Here is a 14,116-nt window from a genome sequence, read left to right on the forward strand (position 1 = left end):
CACACCGCATCATCAGGAGGCCACCATGACCCGAAGCGAATTACAGGCCCTCTATCGCAAAGGACGGCTGCATGCGGCAGAAATCCTGCACGATCCCATGCTACCCGGCTGGATCGTCGAGTTTCGCGACGAAGATGGGGTCGCGTTCGAGCTGACCGACACCCTAGGCTGCCCGCTCAGCTTCTCGTCGGTTAGCGACGCTCGCGAGTTCATTCACACGATCGCCGACTGTCCCATTCAGGAAGATCACCTCTACCGCTTCTTCGAGCGCTGAGAACGAACAAGGCTCCCACGGGAGCCTTGCTGTTATTCGGGCTGCTCGTCCGGCGCTTTCCCCTCTAGCTTGCGCACCGGTTTTTGCAAGATCAGGTTGGCCGGATAGGTCACGCTGTCGCCATTGTCATCGCGGATCCGCACATAGAAGAGACCGATCTCGCTGATGACCCCAGTAACCGAGTCGTCCTTGTCGATGATGCGGATGCGATCGCCGATGCGGTAAGGGAAGGCGAAGAAGATGGTGATGCTGGCGGTGATGTTGGAGAGGATCGACCACTGGGCCACCATGGCCACCCCCAGCACGGCAAAGAAAGAGGAGGCCAGCACCACCAGCCGGGCGAAGTCGAGCCCCCACACCCCTGCCAGTACCATCAGGGTGGCGCAGCCAAGCAGGAAGTGGAACACGTGCTCCACATAGAGCACCCGGGTCTCACTCACCTGGCGGACGTGGCCGATGGCCATCAAACTGCGGTGGATCAGGCTGCGCAGCAGCAGATGGGCGGCAATGATGGCCAGGGTCAGTCCAAAAGAGAACCAGAAAGTCATGTCGTTCCTACCACCAGCGTCGCAGTTTGAGCCAGACAGCCAGCACCAGCGCCAGGGTCAGCAACAAACCAGTAAAGATCCAGAAGGCGAGCGGGCTCTCGGCACCAGGAATACCGCCGAGGTTGATGCCAAACAGACCCGTGAGGAAGGTGGCGGGCAGAAACAGCAGCGCCATCACCGACATCTGGTAGGCTCGCCGGTTAGTGGCCTCGGCCATCAAGTTATTCATCTCATCGGCCAACACAGCGCTACGGGCAATGCCGGCATCGAGATCATCGAGCCAGCGTCGCAACCGGTCGGCAATATCGAGCAGGCGCCGACGATCATCCTCTTCCAGCCAGCTGATCTTCTCATTACCGAGGCGGGCCACCAGATCCCGCTGCGGAGAAAGGTAGCGGCGGATCATGATGAGCTGCTTGCGAATGCGGGCCAGCCGGCCATTACCCGGCATCTGGCGGGTCAGCACCAGCTCTTCGAGTTCGAGGATTTCATCGTGCAGCTCTTCGACAAACTCACCGGCCCGGTCGGTGAGGGCATCGCAGATCTCCACCAGCCAGTTGGCCGGATTGGCCGGCCCGACGCCCTGACAGAGCTGGCCAAACACATCCTGCTCCGAGAGCAGCGGGCGACGCCGACTGCTGATGATGAGATCCGGCGTGATATAGATACGCAGCGCCACCATCTCCTCCGGTCTGTGCCCTTGGTTATGGTTCACCCCGCGCAGGATCAGCAGTATGGTCTCGCCCAGTTTGACCAGCTTGGGGCGACTACTCTGGCCGAGCAGCGCCTCACGGGCGGCCTCCCCCAGCAGGGGCGTCTGCAACAACCAGCGGGCCACCGCAGGATCGCCATAGTCGAGATGCACCCAGCTCGGTGCCTCCGTCGGCAACTCACGCCCTTCCGGTAGCGGCTGCATGCCCCCCTGACCATCAAATTGCAGGCTGTAAATCGTGTCAGCCGGAACGCGATCCATGACTCCTCCTTCATCGGCAAGCCCCCAGCTTACACCAAAGCGGCGCCAGCCTCAGCCGCCCCCATGTTATCATGTGCCCCCCCTTGTCATCAGGAGACCACCATGACCATCTGGGTCGATGCCGACGCCTGCCCCGTGCCCATCAAGGAGATCCTCTACCGTGCCGCCCACCGCACCGAAACTATGGCCATCTTCGTGGCCAACTCGGCATTGCGGTTGCCTCCCTCCCCCTGGCTGGTCAGCCGCCAGGTGCCCAAGGGGTTTGATGTGGCCGACCATCTCATCGCCACCTCAGTCACGCCGGGGGATCTGGTGATCACCGCCGATATTCCACTGGCCGATCTGGTGATTGAAGCCGGTGGCGAGGCGCTCAACCCGCGCGGCGAGATCTACACCCGTGAGACCATCAAGGCCCGCCTCGGCATGCGCAACTTCATGGAGGAGCTGCGTTCGGCCGGGATGCAAACCGGGGGGCCGGCGCCTTTCAACCAAGCTGACCGGCAGCGCTTCGCCAATGCCCTCGATCGTTGGTTGCAGCGGGGCCGTCTCGCTTAGTGGGCTTAATGCCCGCTTAAGACTCCCCCGCCACACTGCTCCTCGATACAAGCCATATGGAGGAGCCACACACATGCAACAAATGCCCCTGCTGCCCGCCTGTCCCCGCAGGAGGGCAGGATGACCCCACCCCGTACATGGCACGTCTGGGATCTGCTGATCCGCCTGTTTCACTGGAGCACGGTGTTGCTCTGCTCACTCAACGGGTTTGTGCTGGAAGAGGGGAGCCGGCCACACCGGCTGGTCGGGTATACGGTGGGGGGCTTGCTGCTGCTCCGTCTGCTGTGGGGATTTGCCGGCAGCCACTACGCCCGCTTCGGCCAGTGGTTCCCTTCCCCGGCCCGACTGCGTCACTTCTTTCGCCGGCTGCGCGATGGCCATCACCCCTACTACCTCGGCCACAACCCGGTGGGCGCATTGATGATCCTGGCGCTGATGACCCTGCTGGGCGGCTCGGTGCTGACCGGTTGGGATAGCCTTGCAGACGAGGCTTGGCTGGAAGCGCTGCACGGTACGCTGGCCAACAGCCTGCTGGCGCTGGCCGGTCTGCATGCCGCCGCCGTGTTGCTCATCGACCGCCTCACCCAAAGCGATCTGCTGCGCGCCATGGTGACCGGCAGCAAGCGGGTACCGCCCGATACCCAGGTGGAAGATCATCGCTAATACGGATGTAAAAACGGGAGCCGATGGCTCCCGTTTTCTACTCAGCGCTGTATTACTCGATATCGAGCGGCTCCGGCGAGAGGATGACCCCCGTGGTATCGGCATAGAGGTGATCGTCCGGCAGGAAGGTCACGCCACCGAAGTTAACCGGTAGATCGGTCTCTCCCACCGTCTTGTCATCGGCACCAACCGGGATCGCGGCCAGCGCCTGGATGCCGATATCCAGCTCTTCGAGCTGATCGACCTCACGCACACAGCCGTAGCAGACAATCCCCTCCCAGCCGTTCTCGGCTGCGGTGCCGGCGATGTCGCTATCGATGAGGGCTCGCCGCAGGGAGCCACCACCGTCGATCAGCAGAACGCGGCCGACGCCACTCTCCTGCACCAGCTCACGGATCAGGCCGTTAGATTCGAAGCATTTGACCGTTGTGATGACGCCGCCAAAGGAGTTACGGCCGCCAAAGGAGGAGAGCATGGGTTCGAGCACATCCACCATGTCGTGATAGATGTCGCACAGTTCGGAGGTGTTGTATTCCATAGTGATGGGTCCACGGCTGGAAACAGGTGAACCCAGTATAAGGAGCATGCCCGGCAATTCAAAGGCAATTGCCGCTTTGACCTCTTTCGGATCACGTTTTGCGCTTAAATCTGACGACGTCATCCGCCAATAGTGGGCGCCAGCCAGCGGATCGCGGCGCAATACCACACCGCAGCTCAGTGCTAGCCCCCTCTTCCATACCGCGCCCTCACCAGGTGGTGACACGCGATCGGCGCTAGCCCGTCAGTCGCTCCAGCTCGCCGATGAGCCAGAGCGCCTCATCGCGATGGCTGCCACATACATCGGGCAACGGCTGGAAACCGCCGCACACGGCAGGGCGCTCGGGCAGACCAAACAGCAAACAGCCAAACTGCTCGTCGAGTTGCACACAAGGGATGCCGGCGGGCTTGCCATCCGGCATTCCCGGAATGGGCGAGGAGATACTGGGGGCGATGCAGCAGGCCGCACAGCCGGGGCGACATTCCATGGTCGGCTCCACATAAAGAGACGGCCCATCACAGGATGGGCCGTCTCTGTTTCAAAGGGTCGGCAACAGCTTACAGTATGATGTCGCGAACCACTTCATCCTTGCGATCCAAATAGTGGGTCGACTTGATGCGGCGGATGGTGCGGGACTTGCCGCGGATCAACAGGGTCTCGGTGGTGGCCAGCACCCCGTTACTGGTGATGCCGTCGAGCAGATCGCCCTTGGTGATCCCGGTGGCAGAGAAGATGACGTTGTCATCGCGCACCAGATCGTTGAGTTGCAACACCTGACCCACCTTGAGGCCAAGCGCCTCGCAACGGGCGATCTCCTGCTCACCCAGCGCCCGAACCTCGGGGCTGTCTCCCTTGACCAGATGGCGCGGGATCAGGCGGGCCTGCATGTCACCATTAAGGGCACGGATCACCGCTGCCGAAATCACCCCTTCCGGTGCGCCGCCGATGCCGTAGAGCATGTCCACCTCATTGTCCGGCATACAGGTCAGCACAGAGGCGGCCACGTCACCGTCAGGAATGGCAAACACCCGAACACCGAGTCCTTGCATCTCCTTGATCGCCTTGTCGTGGCGCGGCTTGGCCAGGGTGATCACGGTCAGACGCGAAAGCGGCTTGCCGAGCGCCTTGGCCACGGCCTTGAGGTTCAGCTCGAGCGCCTGGTTGAGGTCGATGGCGCCCTTGGCCTGCGGGCCGACGATCAACTTCTCCATATACATGTCAGGCGCCTTGAGGAAGGAGCCCTTGTCACCCACGGCGAGCACGGCCAAGGCATTGGCCTGGCCCATCGCCGTCATGCGGGTACCTTCGATCGGGTCGACGGCGATATCCACCGCATCCCCCTCACCGGTACCCACCTTCTCACCGATATACAGCATCGGTGCCTCGTCGATTTCACCCTCGCCGATGACCACTTCGCCATCGATACGGATTTGGTTGAGGATGTGGCGCATGGCGGCGACGGCCGCGCCATCGGCGATGTTCTTGTCGCCCCGTCCAAGCCACTTGTAGCCAGCCAGAGCGGCGGCCTCAGTCACTCGGGAAAATTCGATTGCCAGTTCACGTCTCATCGCATCACCAACACACTAAAACCTAAAAAAACGCGCGACATTCTACCACATAGGCAAACCTTTGCGTGCAAAACTCATGCAGTGCCGGATATAAAGCGGCCAGCTTCATGAAAAATAACAAAAAGTGACATCCATCTTTCATGTTTCAGTCACCCCGCCGTCATCCCACCTGCCTAGCATGGCCTCGCTTGTTAACACCAATGCTTACAACCCAAGGGATGACAATGAAAAAGCTGACCGTAGTGGCACTGGCACTGACTGGCGCCTTCCAGGCCCAAGCTGCCGAAGTATTCAAGAATGACACCACAGCGCTGGATCTGTATGGCCGCATCTACGCCGGCCACTTCTTCGGCGACAAGAAGGAGCTGGACGCTGATGGCAAGATCAAGAGCGAGTACAGCGACAAGCAGGGCGCCAACCAGTTTGCGCGCATCGGTGCCAAGGCCGAGAGCCAGATCCAAAGTGGCCTGAAAGCCGTCGCTCAGTACGAGCTGCAGTTCTACGTCAACGACAGTGAAAAGACCGTCAGCGACAACTCCGACAACCTGCGTACCCGTCTGGCCTTCGCCGGCCTAGGCGGCGACTGGGGCACAGTGACCTTCGGCCGTCAGAAGGGGGCCCCCGGTATCCTGGCTGACTGGACTGACGTCTCCCTCTCCGATGGCTATGGCAACGAAGCGCTGGGCGCCAAAACCGATACCTTCGCCACCAACCGTGCCGGCTCGGTGCTGAAGTACTCCGGCCTGTTCAACGGTTTGCAGTTCGACGCCAGCTACAAGTTTGACGGTGGTGACACCGAAGACGTGGGCAACAAGAACAGCGATCCGGCCTATGGTGCGGCCATCGCCTATACCTTCCCGTTCAACCTCTCCATCGGTACCGCCTATAACGTGGGTCTGCGTCAGCAGGAAGATGAAGAAGACGCCAAGCTGTGGCTCATCTCCGCCAAGTATGACGACAAGGCCGTTTACGCAGCCCTGAGCTATGCCGATGGCTCCGATTTCATCAAGAGTGGTCAGGATCACACCGGTTGGGAAGCGGCGCTGGGCTACAACTTCTCCAACGGCTTCGGCCTGATGGCGCTGTGGAACAAGCAGAAGATCGAGCAGAGCGGCGGTGCTGACTTCGACTCCATCGACTACTACACCCTGGGTGCCCAGTACAAGTTCAACAAGAACCTGCGCGTCATCGGCGAATACCGCATCAACAATCTCGACCGCAGCGACAGCGGCAAGCTCAACGTGAAGGATGACTTCCAGTTGGCCGCCCGTTACGACTTCTAATCTCCGGCTTAACTTCCATACTTCCACCCGGCCCAGCCTTGCTGTGCCGGGCTTTTTTCTCTGGTAAAAGAGCGGGCGCCCTGAGGGCGCCCGCTCTGTGTAATAGCCTCTGGTCAACGCTTATCGGCGCTGGCGGGGCTTGATATCGAGCCAGGTGCGATAGACGTCGGGGATCTGCTCGGGGCCACTGATACAGACGCCGAGATCCTGCAACAGACCATCCTTGATCCCGTAGATCCAGCCGTGTACAGCCAGCTCTTGGCCACGCCGCCAGGCATTCTGGATGATGGTGGTGTGGCAGACATTGGACACCTGCTCGGCGACGTTAAGCTCGCACAGGTAATCAAAACGCTCATGCTCATCCTCGACCGCGTCGATCTCTTCTTGATACTTGAAGTAGACATCCTTGATGTTGCGCAGCCAGTTGTCGATGAGGCCCAGCTCCTGATTCTGCATCGCCGCTTTGACGCCACCACAGCCGTAGTGGCCACAGATGATGATGTGCTTGACCTTGAGCACCTCGACCGCGTACTGCAACACTGAGAGGCAGTTGAAATCGGTGTGCACCACCAGGTTCGCCACATTGCGATGGACGAAAACATCACCGGGCAGCAGCCCCATCAGCTGGTTGGCAGGCACCCGGCTGTCAGAGCAACCGATCCAGAGATATTCCGGCGCCTGCTGAGCGGAAAGCTGGGTAAAGAAATTAGGATCCTCGGCCTTGATCTGCTCGGCCCACTCCCGGTTGTTGATGAACAGTTGATTCAACAGTTTCACGAAATTTCTCCCTGTCGTTGCTGTTGCGCACCTTACCACAGTGGGCTGAGGGCGAAGCAACCCTGCATTTCACAGGTGCGACCTGTGCTGAGACCAGACACAAAAACAGGGCCATCAGGCCCTGCTTGTTCACTCCATGACGCTTAAACGTCCATGGCATCCTTGAGTTTCTTGAGTGCGTTCTTCTCGAGCTGACGCACCCGCTCGGCAGAGACGCCATAGGTATCGGCCAGCTCCTGCAAGGTGGACTTGTTCTCTTCATCCAACCAGCGGGCACGAATGATGTGCTGGCTGCGCTCGTCGAGAGTAGCCAGCGCCGATGCCAGACGGGTGGAGGCGTGATCGTCCCAGTTATCGCTTTCGATGTTGCTGGCAAGATCGGACGACTTATCTTCGAGGTAGTGCACCGGGGCAAACCCTTCGTCATCATCGTCAACCAGATCGAAGGCCTGATCCTGGCCGCTCATGCGAGCCTCCATCTCAACCACCTCCGCCGGGGAGACGCCGAGATCGTCGGCCACCGCACGCACCTCTTCCTGGCTGAACCAGCCGAGATGCTTCTTGCTCTTACGCAGGTTAAAGAAGAGCTTGCGCTGAGCCTTAGTGGTCGCCACCTTGACCATGCGCCAGTTGCGCAGGACATATTCGTGGATTTCAGCCTTGATCCAGTGCACCGCGAAGGAGACCAGCCGCACACCGACCGAGGGGTCAAAACGCTTGACCGCCTTCATCAGGCCGATGTTGCCCTCCTGGATCAGGTCGGCCTGGGGCAGGCCATAACCGGCATAGCTCTTGGCTACGTGAACGACAAAACGCAGGTGGGACATAACTAGCTGGCGGGCAGCCTCGAGATCCCCATCCTGCTGCAGCCGCTCGGCCAGAGCACGCTCCTCCTCTGCGCTGAGCACAGGGATCGAGTTCACCGCCTGGATGTAACCCTCCAGGCTGCCCTGCGGAATCAAGGACATGGTGCGCTGCAATGAAGTTCCCATCGAATACCTCTATTCATGTCAACCAGGGCAGTGTATCACCCGCATTCGGGCTGTCCACCGTCACCCATTCAATCTGTGGGCCCGCGTCAGCAAGTTAGCAGACACTTTGGCCACAAGGAGCCGATGATAAGGAAGTGGCGTGAACCCAGTGTGAATACACATAAAAAAAGGGGTCACAGTGAAGGACCCCTGAAAAGTAGCATGCTAAGTCCATTGTTGCGGAGCTCGCAACCTTCACATGCTTGCCAAGCCGGCACAGGCAGGGCCCTTTGCCACACCCGTATAAATCTCTAACTAAGACAATAGTTTCATCGTAAAGTTCGCGGATCCTGACGATCCTTGGATCAGCGCTGCTCCATCGCCCAGAGTATAACGGCTACAGGCAGCCCGCCAGCAAAGGCCCCCCTTGTACTTGATCCAGATCGCAAAATCCAGCGAATTTTCCCGCTCATTCCGTGATCAGGAGGGCTCGATATCGCGGATATGGCGATGCACCGAAAACCAGGAGGCGATCAGCCCCAGCAGGGCACCTAGCAGTATCAGATTGAGGCCGTCAACCAGCCCTAGCCCGGCTAACCGGAACTGGCTCTCATAGAGGCCTGCCAGCTCGCTCACGACCCCCTCGCTCCACAGCACCATCACCTCGGTCAGCCACCAGGCCAGCATGCCGCCAATGACGCCAAACCACACCCCGGTATAGAGAAAGGGGCGGTGAATGAAGGAGTCCGTGGCCCCCACCAGCTTGAGCACCTCAATCTCGGAGCGCTGGTTGAGGATATTCAGCCGCAGCGTGTTACCGACGATCAACAGCACCGCCGACAGCAGCAGCACGGCGATGCCGGTGATGGTGTGGCGCAGCAACTTGATGATCCCTTGCAGGCGCTCCAGCCACTGCAAATCCAGCTTGCCCTGCTCGACCCCGCTTTCGTTGTTGAGCTTGCCAAGCAGCTCACTGGCCCCGTTGGGCGTGCGCCAAGCGGTGTCAGGAACCACGATCAGCACGGGCGGCAGCGGATTGCTGTCGAGGTAGTCGAGTGCGTCGCCAAAGCCCGAGTATTCACGAAATTCGGTGAGGGATTGCTCACGACTAAGGTACTCAACCCGATCCACTTCGGGATACATCAAGATCCGCTCTTGCAACGCATCAATGCTTGCCTGTGGCAGATCCTTGCGCAGGTAGAGGGTGATCTGCGAGCTATTCTGCCAGCCACTCTCCACCCGCTCGGCATTTTTCAGCAGCACATGAAAGCAGGAGGGCAGCGCCAGGCTTACACCAAGCACGCCAAGCGTCATCATGGTAGCGAGCGGATAGCGCCACAGTTCACCCAGACTGGCGAAAGCCTGACGGACATGATCCACCCAGTACATGACGAAGCGACGCAACAGAGGCTGCTTATGACGGACGACCCCCATTATGCCTCCCTCTCCTGCGAGTACATGCGCCCGGCCTTGAGCGTCAGGGTGCGGTAGCGCATGCGGGCAATCAAACCAAGATCGTGGGTGGCGATGAGCACCGAGACACCGACCCGGTTGAACTCCTCAAACAGACGCATGATGTCCATCGAGAGCTGGGGATCGAGGTTGCCGGTCGGCTCATCGGCCAGCAGCAGGGGGGGTTTGTTGACGATGGCCCGGGCGATCCCCACCCGCTGCTGCTCCCCGCCGGAGAGCATGCGCGGCTGATAGCGCTCCTTGCCGAGCAGCCCCACCTTGTCGAGCGACGCCGACACCCGCTTGACGATGTCGCCGTGTCCGTATCCATCGATCACCAGCGGCAGGGCCACGTTGTCGAATACGGTGCGATCCATCAACAGACGGTGATCCTGAAAAATCATGCCGATCTGGCGGCGCACATAGGGGATATAACGACGGTCGAGACGGGTCACGTCGTCACCATGGAAGAAGATACGACCGTCGCTGGGCCGCTCCATCACGCTGATGAGCTTGAGCAGGGTACTCTTGCCCGCGCCGGAATGGCCGGTAAGAAAGGCCATCTCCCCCTTGCGCAGGTGAAAATTCACCTTCTGCAGGGCCTGGTGGCCGCCACTGTAGACCTTGCTGACCTGTTCAAAACGAATCATGTGTGGTTCCCGATAACTGCACGGGCCCCCGAGGGAGCCCGCGATCTCGATCACTCGTCGCGGCTGAACAACGCCTCGATGAAGTCATTGGCCACGAAGGGGCGCAGATCGTCGATCCCCTCGCCGACCCCGATGTAACGAATCGGGATCTGGAACTTGTCCGCCACGGCGAAGATGATGCCACCCTTGGCGGTGCCATCGAGCTTGGTGAGGGTGATGCCGGTGATCCCCACCGCATCGTTGAACAACTTGGCCTGGCTCAAGGCGTTCTGGCCGGTGCCGGCATCGACGGTGAGCATGATCTCGTGCGGCGCCTCTTCGTCGAGCTTCTTCATCACCCGCACGACCTTCTTGAGCTCTTCCATCAGGTTGTTCTTGTTTTGCAAACGACCGGCGGTGTCGGCAATCAGCACATCCACTCCGCGTGAGCGGGCCGCCTCGATGGCATCATAGATGACAGAGGCCGAATCGGCACCGGTGTGCTGGGCAATCACCGGGATGTTGTTGCGCTGACCCCACACCTGCAACTGCTCCACGGCAGCGGCGCGGAAGGTATCGCCGGCCGCCAGCATCACGCTCTTGCCCTCGGCCTGAAACTGCTTGGCCAGCTTGCCGATGGTGGTGGTTTTGCCCACCCCGTTCACACCGACCATCAGGATGACATAGGGCTTCTTGCTGGCATCGATCGCCAGCGGCTGCTCGACCTGGGTCAACATCTCGCCCATATCCTGCTTGAGCAGGCCATAGAGCGCCTCAGCATCCTTGAGCTGCTTGCGGCTGGCATGCTGGGTCAGCCCATCAATGATGCGGGTAGTGGTCTCGACCCCGAGATCCGCACTCAGCAGCTGGGTCTCCAGCTCCTCGAACAGCTCGTCGTCAATCTTCTTGCCACGGAACAAGCCAAAAAAGCCGGAACCGATATTCTCACGGGTACGTACCAGACTGCGCTTGAGGCGGGCGAACAGCCCCTCACGCTGGGGCTTTTCCTGGGTATCGTCATCAACCTTGGCGGCCAGCGGCAAGGCAGCCAGCGCGGCGGCATCCGCCTCTGCCGCGATACGGGCCTCTTCTTCGGCTGCAAGACGGGCGGCTTCAGCTTGACGGGCCTCTTCGGCTGCCAGGCGAGCGGCTTCAGCTTGACGGGCCTCTTCGGCAGCTAGGCGAGCGGCTTCAGCCTGACGGGCCTCTTCGGCTGCCAGGCGAGCGGCTTCAGCTTGACGGGCCTCTTCGGCTGCCAGGCGAGCGGCTTCAGCTTGACGGGCCTCTTCGGCTGCCAGGCGAGCGGCTTCAGCTTGACGGGCCTCTTCGGCAGCCACGCGGGCGGCTTCAGCCTGACGGGCCTCTTCGGCCGCCAGGCGAGCGGCTTCAGCCTGACGGGCTTTCTCTTCAGCCACCAGATCGTTGACGATCACTGGCTCCAGCTCAGAGGCACACTCCTCCAGCACCATGGGCGCATCATCCGGCTCCGGCAACGGCGCACAGCAGGCATCGTCCACCACTATGCCGGCATCGGCGCGCTCGGCCTCTACCTCGGACGGGCTGGCCGGTTCGACAGTGGTCGGAGTGGTGGCCTCGGAAGCGGGTTGGGTCTCTGCCTCATCTTTCTTGCGGCCGAATCCCAGCCAGGAAAACAAACCTTTTGCCATCTAATAAATACTCACTTGATCGGCGGACTGCTAAAATGGCCGTTCCGCAGGGGTTCGGCACAAAAATGAACCGCCTTATACTACCACTTTCTTTTCTGACGACGAAACGCGATGCCCAGAGCGAAAAACAGCCGTAATGGCCCTTCCCGACCGGGAAAATCGGGCTTTGTGCGGATCATCAGCGGCCAATGGCGTGGGCGCAAACTGCCGGTTCGTGACGTGGAAGGGCTGCGGCCCACCACGGATCGGGTCAAGGAGACCATCTTCAACTGGCTCGCCCCCCACATCCGCGACACCCGCTGCCTCGACCTGTTTGCCGGCAGTGGTGGCTTGGGCCTAGAGGCCCTCTCCCGCTACGCCAGCCAGGTGACCATGATCGAGCGTGACCGCGGCGCGGCGCAGCAGCTGCGCGCCAACCTGGCCCTGCTCGGCAGCTCGGCGGCCGAAGTGATCGAAACCGATGCCCTGAGCTGGTTGCAGGGGCCCGCCCGCCCCTTCGATCTGGTGTTCCTCGATCCTCCGTTCCGCCAAGAGCTGCTGCTCAGCGCCTGTCAGTTGCTGGAGCAGGGTGGCTGGCTGGCCGAGGGGGCCCTCATCTATCTGGAGCGAGAAAAAGAGGCCACGCCGCCCGCCCTGCCTGCTACTTGGCACCTGCTCAAGGACAAGCAGGCCGGACAGGTCTGCTACCAACTCTACCTGAGGGAGACCGCCCATGAAGCGCCTGTTTAACCTGCTGGCTAAGGTCATCATCCTGCTGTTCTGGCTTGGCGTACTGGCCGCCCTTGCCAAGCTGCTGCCGGGCAAGCTGAACGGCTTCCTGCCCCCCTGCGGCCTTATCGTGCTGCTGATGCACTGGGCGCAAGCCAGCATGATCCGCAAGGCGTGCGAGCGCTACTTCGCCGTGACCCGTGCCGAGTACTGGCAGATCATCTTGTTCGGGGTCTTCGCCACTCAGGGGATACGGGAGCGGCTCAACGCCATCATCACTCCCAAGGAATAAAACAAAACGCCCGGCTGATGCCGGGCGTTTTATTGGTGTGCTTACTTCTGCTTGCCGACCATGATACCGAGCTTGACCGACAGCCAAGCTGCCAGCAGCAGGGCAATGATGAGCGGGACGAAGTTGCTGCCCAGCTCGGGATACTGCACCCGCAGGAAGGCGGAGTGGCCGAAGATACCGATGAAGAAGCTGATGACGCAGCAGGCAGGGGTGTTGCCCTCCATCGGCTCGCTGGCATAGTGCTGGTAGAGCTGACGGGCCGCCAGTACCAGGGCAATCAGGGGAAACAGGGAGAAGGGCACCTGGCTGTCAGTCAGCACCGCCAGCGTGGCGTGTCCGCACAAACCGACCAGAAAGGCCAGCAGCAAGATACCCTTGGGGATCGGGGTCGGCTCACTCATCGCACTCTCCTTCTGCATGCGCCTGCCGGCGCTGTTGGTAGACTTCGGCGCCGGCCGCGATGATGCGCAGCTGGCGGATGGTTCGTTCACTCAGGGCCCGGCACTCTTCACGGGTCAGGTCGAGGGCATCGGCCCCGGCGTTGAAGACGATGGTGACAATGGCCTCGGCCTGGATACAGGCATCATCTCTGCTGCTGCCCGAGGTCACCTCAAGATAATCGGTCAGCTCGGCGATGAAGTGCTGGATCTCGCGCGCCACCGCCTGACGGAAGGCCACCGAGGTACCGGAGCGTTCCCGCAGCAGCAACCGGAATACATTGGGGTTGTTCTCGACAAATTCCATGAAGGTCTGTACCGAGGTGCGGATCACGCTGCCCCCACCGGCGATACGCTGGCGTGCCTGGCGCATCAGCTGGCGCAGGGTCAGCCCGCCCTCGTCCACCAAGGTCAAGCCGAGTTCCTCCATGTCGCGGAAGTGGCGATAAAAAGAGGTGGGGGCGATACCAGCCTCGCGCGCCACTTCGCGCAGGCTCAGGTTGGAGAAACTGCGTTCACAGCTCAGCTGGTTGAAGGCGGCCTCGATCAGGCTACGCCGGGTCTTTTCTTTCTGTTGTGCACGGATTCCCACAAAACCACCTCACGCTTTTGGACAGGGATCATACCCGATGGCTGGCAACTGCGCAGCCTTACCGCGAGCCGGCTTTTCTGAAGACAAAAAAAACGGGGTGATCGTCGATCACCCCCTCGCAAAAGGCATGTTCCATTTCTGGCGCTCCCCCCCCCCCGCTCCTGATGAATACGGCCGGATGGCTCCGTC

18 protein-coding genes are annotated in these 14,116 nt (G+C 60.7%); 6 read left to right on the forward strand and 12 right to left on the reverse strand.

All coding sequences use genetic code 11. The annotated features are described in order from the left end of the window. The first annotated feature begins 25 nt into the window (after window positions 1-25). The gene (locus tag FE240_RS16860) at window positions 26-274 is read left to right on the forward strand and encodes a hypothetical protein (protein WP_193002617.1); all 249 of its coding nucleotides are present in this window, start codon (window positions 26-28) and stop codon (window positions 272-274) included. Window positions 275-306: 32 nt separating this feature from the next. Here the strand turns inward: FE240_RS16860 and FE240_RS16865 are convergent, their stop codons facing one another. Then, window positions 307-822 (reverse strand): mechanosensitive ion channel domain-containing protein, encoded by a 516-nt coding sequence (locus FE240_RS16865; protein ID WP_193002619.1) that lies wholly within the window; start codon window positions 820-822, stop codon window positions 307-309. Between the two features lie 7 nt (window positions 823-829). After that, window positions 830-1,795 carry a zinc transporter ZntB gene (gene zntB, locus FE240_RS16870; protein WP_193002621.1) on the reverse strand — a complete coding sequence of 322 codons (966 nt, stop codon included), beginning with the start codon at window positions 1,793-1,795 and terminating at the stop codon, window positions 830-832. Window positions 1,796-1,897: 102 nt separating this feature from the next. Between zntB and FE240_RS16875 the strand changes: the two genes are divergently transcribed. Then, window positions 1,898-2,350 (forward strand): YaiI/YqxD family protein, encoded by a 453-nt coding sequence (locus FE240_RS16875; RefSeq protein ID WP_193002623.1) that lies wholly within the window; start codon window positions 1,898-1,900, stop codon window positions 2,348-2,350. 120 nt (window positions 2,351-2,470) lie between these two features. Continuing rightward, window positions 2,471-3,013 (forward strand): cytochrome b/b6 domain-containing protein, encoded by a 543-nt coding sequence (locus FE240_RS16880; RefSeq protein WP_193002625.1) that lies wholly within the window; start codon window positions 2,471-2,473, stop codon window positions 3,011-3,013. Between the two features lie 52 nt (window positions 3,014-3,065). Here the strand turns inward: FE240_RS16880 and rraA are convergent, their stop codons facing one another. The 3 genes from rraA to glpX form a co-directional block, all read right to left on the reverse strand. Then, window positions 3,066-3,551 (reverse strand): ribonuclease E activity regulator RraA, encoded by a 486-nt coding sequence (gene rraA / locus FE240_RS16885; protein WP_042047998.1) that lies wholly within the window; start codon window positions 3,549-3,551, stop codon window positions 3,066-3,068. A 235-nt stretch (window positions 3,552-3,786) separates the two neighbouring features. Further along, window positions 3,787-4,038, reverse strand: a complete 252-nt coding sequence (locus FE240_RS16890; RefSeq protein ID WP_193002627.1) for a YkgJ family cysteine cluster protein — start codon at window positions 4,036-4,038, stop codon at window positions 3,787-3,789. A 70-nt stretch (window positions 4,039-4,108) separates the two neighbouring features. Continuing rightward, window positions 4,109-5,119 carry a class II fructose-bisphosphatase gene (glpX, locus tag FE240_RS16895; protein ID WP_042047996.1) on the reverse strand — a complete coding sequence of 337 codons (1,011 nt, stop codon included), beginning with the start codon at window positions 5,117-5,119 and terminating at the stop codon, window positions 4,109-4,111. 224 nt (window positions 5,120-5,343) lie between these two features. On the opposite strand from glpX, the gene FE240_RS16900 reads away from it, so the two are divergent. Further along, window positions 5,344-6,402, forward strand: a complete 1,059-nt coding sequence (locus tag FE240_RS16900; RefSeq protein ID WP_193002629.1) for a porin — start codon at window positions 5,344-5,346, stop codon at window positions 6,400-6,402. 120 nt (window positions 6,403-6,522) lie between these two features. On the opposite strand, the gene can is transcribed toward FE240_RS16900, so the two are convergent. The 5 genes from can to ftsY form a co-directional block, all read right to left on the reverse strand. Then, entirely contained in the window at window positions 6,523-7,179 is a 657-nt protein-coding gene (can, locus tag FE240_RS16905; RefSeq protein WP_193002631.1) for a carbonate dehydratase, read from the reverse strand. A 143-nt stretch (window positions 7,180-7,322) separates the two neighbouring features. Beyond that, window positions 7,323-8,171 (reverse strand): RNA polymerase sigma factor RpoH, encoded by an 849-nt coding sequence (gene rpoH / locus FE240_RS16910; RefSeq protein WP_193002633.1) that lies wholly within the window; start codon window positions 8,169-8,171, stop codon window positions 7,323-7,325. Window positions 8,172-8,630: 459 nt separating this feature from the next. Next, complete coding sequence (gene ftsX, locus FE240_RS16915) at window positions 8,631-9,584, reverse strand: permease-like cell division protein FtsX (RefSeq protein ID WP_193002635.1); 954 nt, start codon at window positions 9,582-9,584, stop codon at window positions 8,631-8,633. Beyond that, a complete protein-coding gene (ftsE, locus tag FE240_RS16920; RefSeq protein ID WP_193002637.1) occupies window positions 9,584-10,252 on the reverse strand; it encodes a cell division ATP-binding protein FtsE in 669 nt (222 codons plus the stop codon). Before ftsE ends, ftsX begins: the two co-directional genes overlap by 1 nt. Window positions 10,253-10,302: 50 nt before the next feature. Continuing rightward, the gene (gene ftsY, locus FE240_RS16925) at window positions 10,303-11,898 is read right to left on the reverse strand and encodes a signal recognition particle-docking protein FtsY (RefSeq protein WP_193002639.1); all 1,596 of its coding nucleotides are present in this window, start codon (window positions 11,896-11,898) and stop codon (window positions 10,303-10,305) included. A 111-nt stretch (window positions 11,899-12,009) separates the two neighbouring features. Here ftsY and rsmD point away from each other — a divergent pair, with 111 nt between their 5' ends. Then, entirely contained in the window at window positions 12,010-12,627 is a 618-nt protein-coding gene (gene rsmD / locus FE240_RS16930) for a 16S rRNA (guanine(966)-N(2))-methyltransferase RsmD (RefSeq protein ID WP_193002641.1), read from the forward strand. Further along, on the forward strand, window positions 12,611-12,898 hold the full coding sequence (locus FE240_RS16935) for a DUF1145 domain-containing protein (protein ID WP_042047986.1): 288 nt from the start codon (window positions 12,611-12,613) through the stop codon (window positions 12,896-12,898). The genes rsmD and FE240_RS16935 overlap by 17 nt, the downstream gene beginning before the upstream one ends. Window positions 12,899-12,939: 41 nt before the next feature. Here FE240_RS16935 and FE240_RS16940 read toward each other — a convergent pair whose 3' ends face one another. Then, window positions 12,940-13,299: a YijD family membrane protein gene (locus FE240_RS16940; RefSeq protein WP_042047985.1), complete on the reverse strand. Its 360-nt coding sequence runs from the start codon at window positions 13,297-13,299 to the stop codon at window positions 12,940-12,942. Next, window positions 13,292-13,927, reverse strand: a complete 636-nt coding sequence (gene fabR, locus FE240_RS16945) for an HTH-type transcriptional repressor FabR (protein ID WP_193002643.1) — start codon at window positions 13,925-13,927, stop codon at window positions 13,292-13,294. The genes FE240_RS16940 and fabR overlap by 8 nt, the downstream gene beginning before the upstream one ends. Between the last annotated feature and the right edge of the window lie 189 nt (window positions 13,928-14,116).

The organism is Aeromonas simiae, assembly GCF_014892695.1.
Taxonomy (GTDB): Bacteria; Pseudomonadota; Gammaproteobacteria; order Enterobacterales; family Aeromonadaceae; genus Aeromonas; species Aeromonas simiae.

Excerpts from the sequence above, each read along its gene's own strand:
- FE240_RS16860 (WP_193002617.1), top strand. The coding sequence starts at position 26 with ATGACCCGAAGCGAATTACAGGCCCTCTATCGCAAAGGACGGCTGCAT.
- FE240_RS16865 (WP_193002619.1), bottom strand. The coding sequence starts at position 822 with ATGACTTTCTGGTTCTCTTTTGGACTGACCCTGGCCATCATTGCCGCC.
- zntB (WP_193002621.1), bottom strand. The coding sequence starts at position 1,795 with ATGGATCGCGTTCCGGCTGACACGATTTACAGCCTGCAATTTGATGGT.
- FE240_RS16875 (WP_193002623.1), top strand. The coding sequence starts at position 1,898 with ATGACCATCTGGGTCGATGCCGACGCCTGCCCCGTGCCCATCAAGGAG.
- FE240_RS16880 (WP_193002625.1), top strand. The coding sequence starts at position 2,471 with ATGACCCCACCCCGTACATGGCACGTCTGGGATCTGCTGATCCGCCTG.
- rraA (WP_042047998.1), bottom strand. The coding sequence starts at position 3,551 with ATGGAATACAACACCTCCGAACTGTGCGACATCTATCACGACATGGTG.
- FE240_RS16890 (WP_193002627.1), bottom strand. The coding sequence starts at position 4,038 with ATGGAATGTCGCCCCGGCTGTGCGGCCTGCTGCATCGCCCCCAGTATC.
- glpX (WP_042047996.1), bottom strand. The coding sequence starts at position 5,119 with ATGAGACGTGAACTGGCAATCGAATTTTCCCGAGTGACTGAGGCCGCC.
- FE240_RS16900 (WP_193002629.1), top strand. The coding sequence starts at position 5,344 with ATGAAAAAGCTGACCGTAGTGGCACTGGCACTGACTGGCGCCTTCCAG.
- rpoH (WP_193002633.1), bottom strand. The coding sequence starts at position 8,171 with ATGGGAACTTCATTGCAGCGCACCATGTCCTTGATTCCGCAGGGCAGC.
- ftsX (WP_193002635.1), bottom strand. The coding sequence starts at position 9,584 with ATGGGGGTCGTCCGTCATAAGCAGCCTCTGTTGCGTCGCTTCGTCATG.
- ftsE (WP_193002637.1), bottom strand. The coding sequence starts at position 10,252 with ATGATTCGTTTTGAACAGGTCAGCAAGGTCTACAGTGGCGGCCACCAG.
- ftsY (WP_193002639.1), bottom strand. The coding sequence starts at position 11,898 with ATGGCAAAAGGTTTGTTTTCCTGGCTGGGATTCGGCCGCAAGAAAGAT.
- rsmD (WP_193002641.1), top strand. The coding sequence starts at position 12,010 with ATGCCCAGAGCGAAAAACAGCCGTAATGGCCCTTCCCGACCGGGAAAA.
- FE240_RS16935 (WP_042047986.1), top strand. The coding sequence starts at position 12,611 with ATGAAGCGCCTGTTTAACCTGCTGGCTAAGGTCATCATCCTGCTGTTC.
- FE240_RS16940 (WP_042047985.1), bottom strand. The coding sequence starts at position 13,299 with ATGAGTGAGCCGACCCCGATCCCCAAGGGTATCTTGCTGCTGGCCTTT.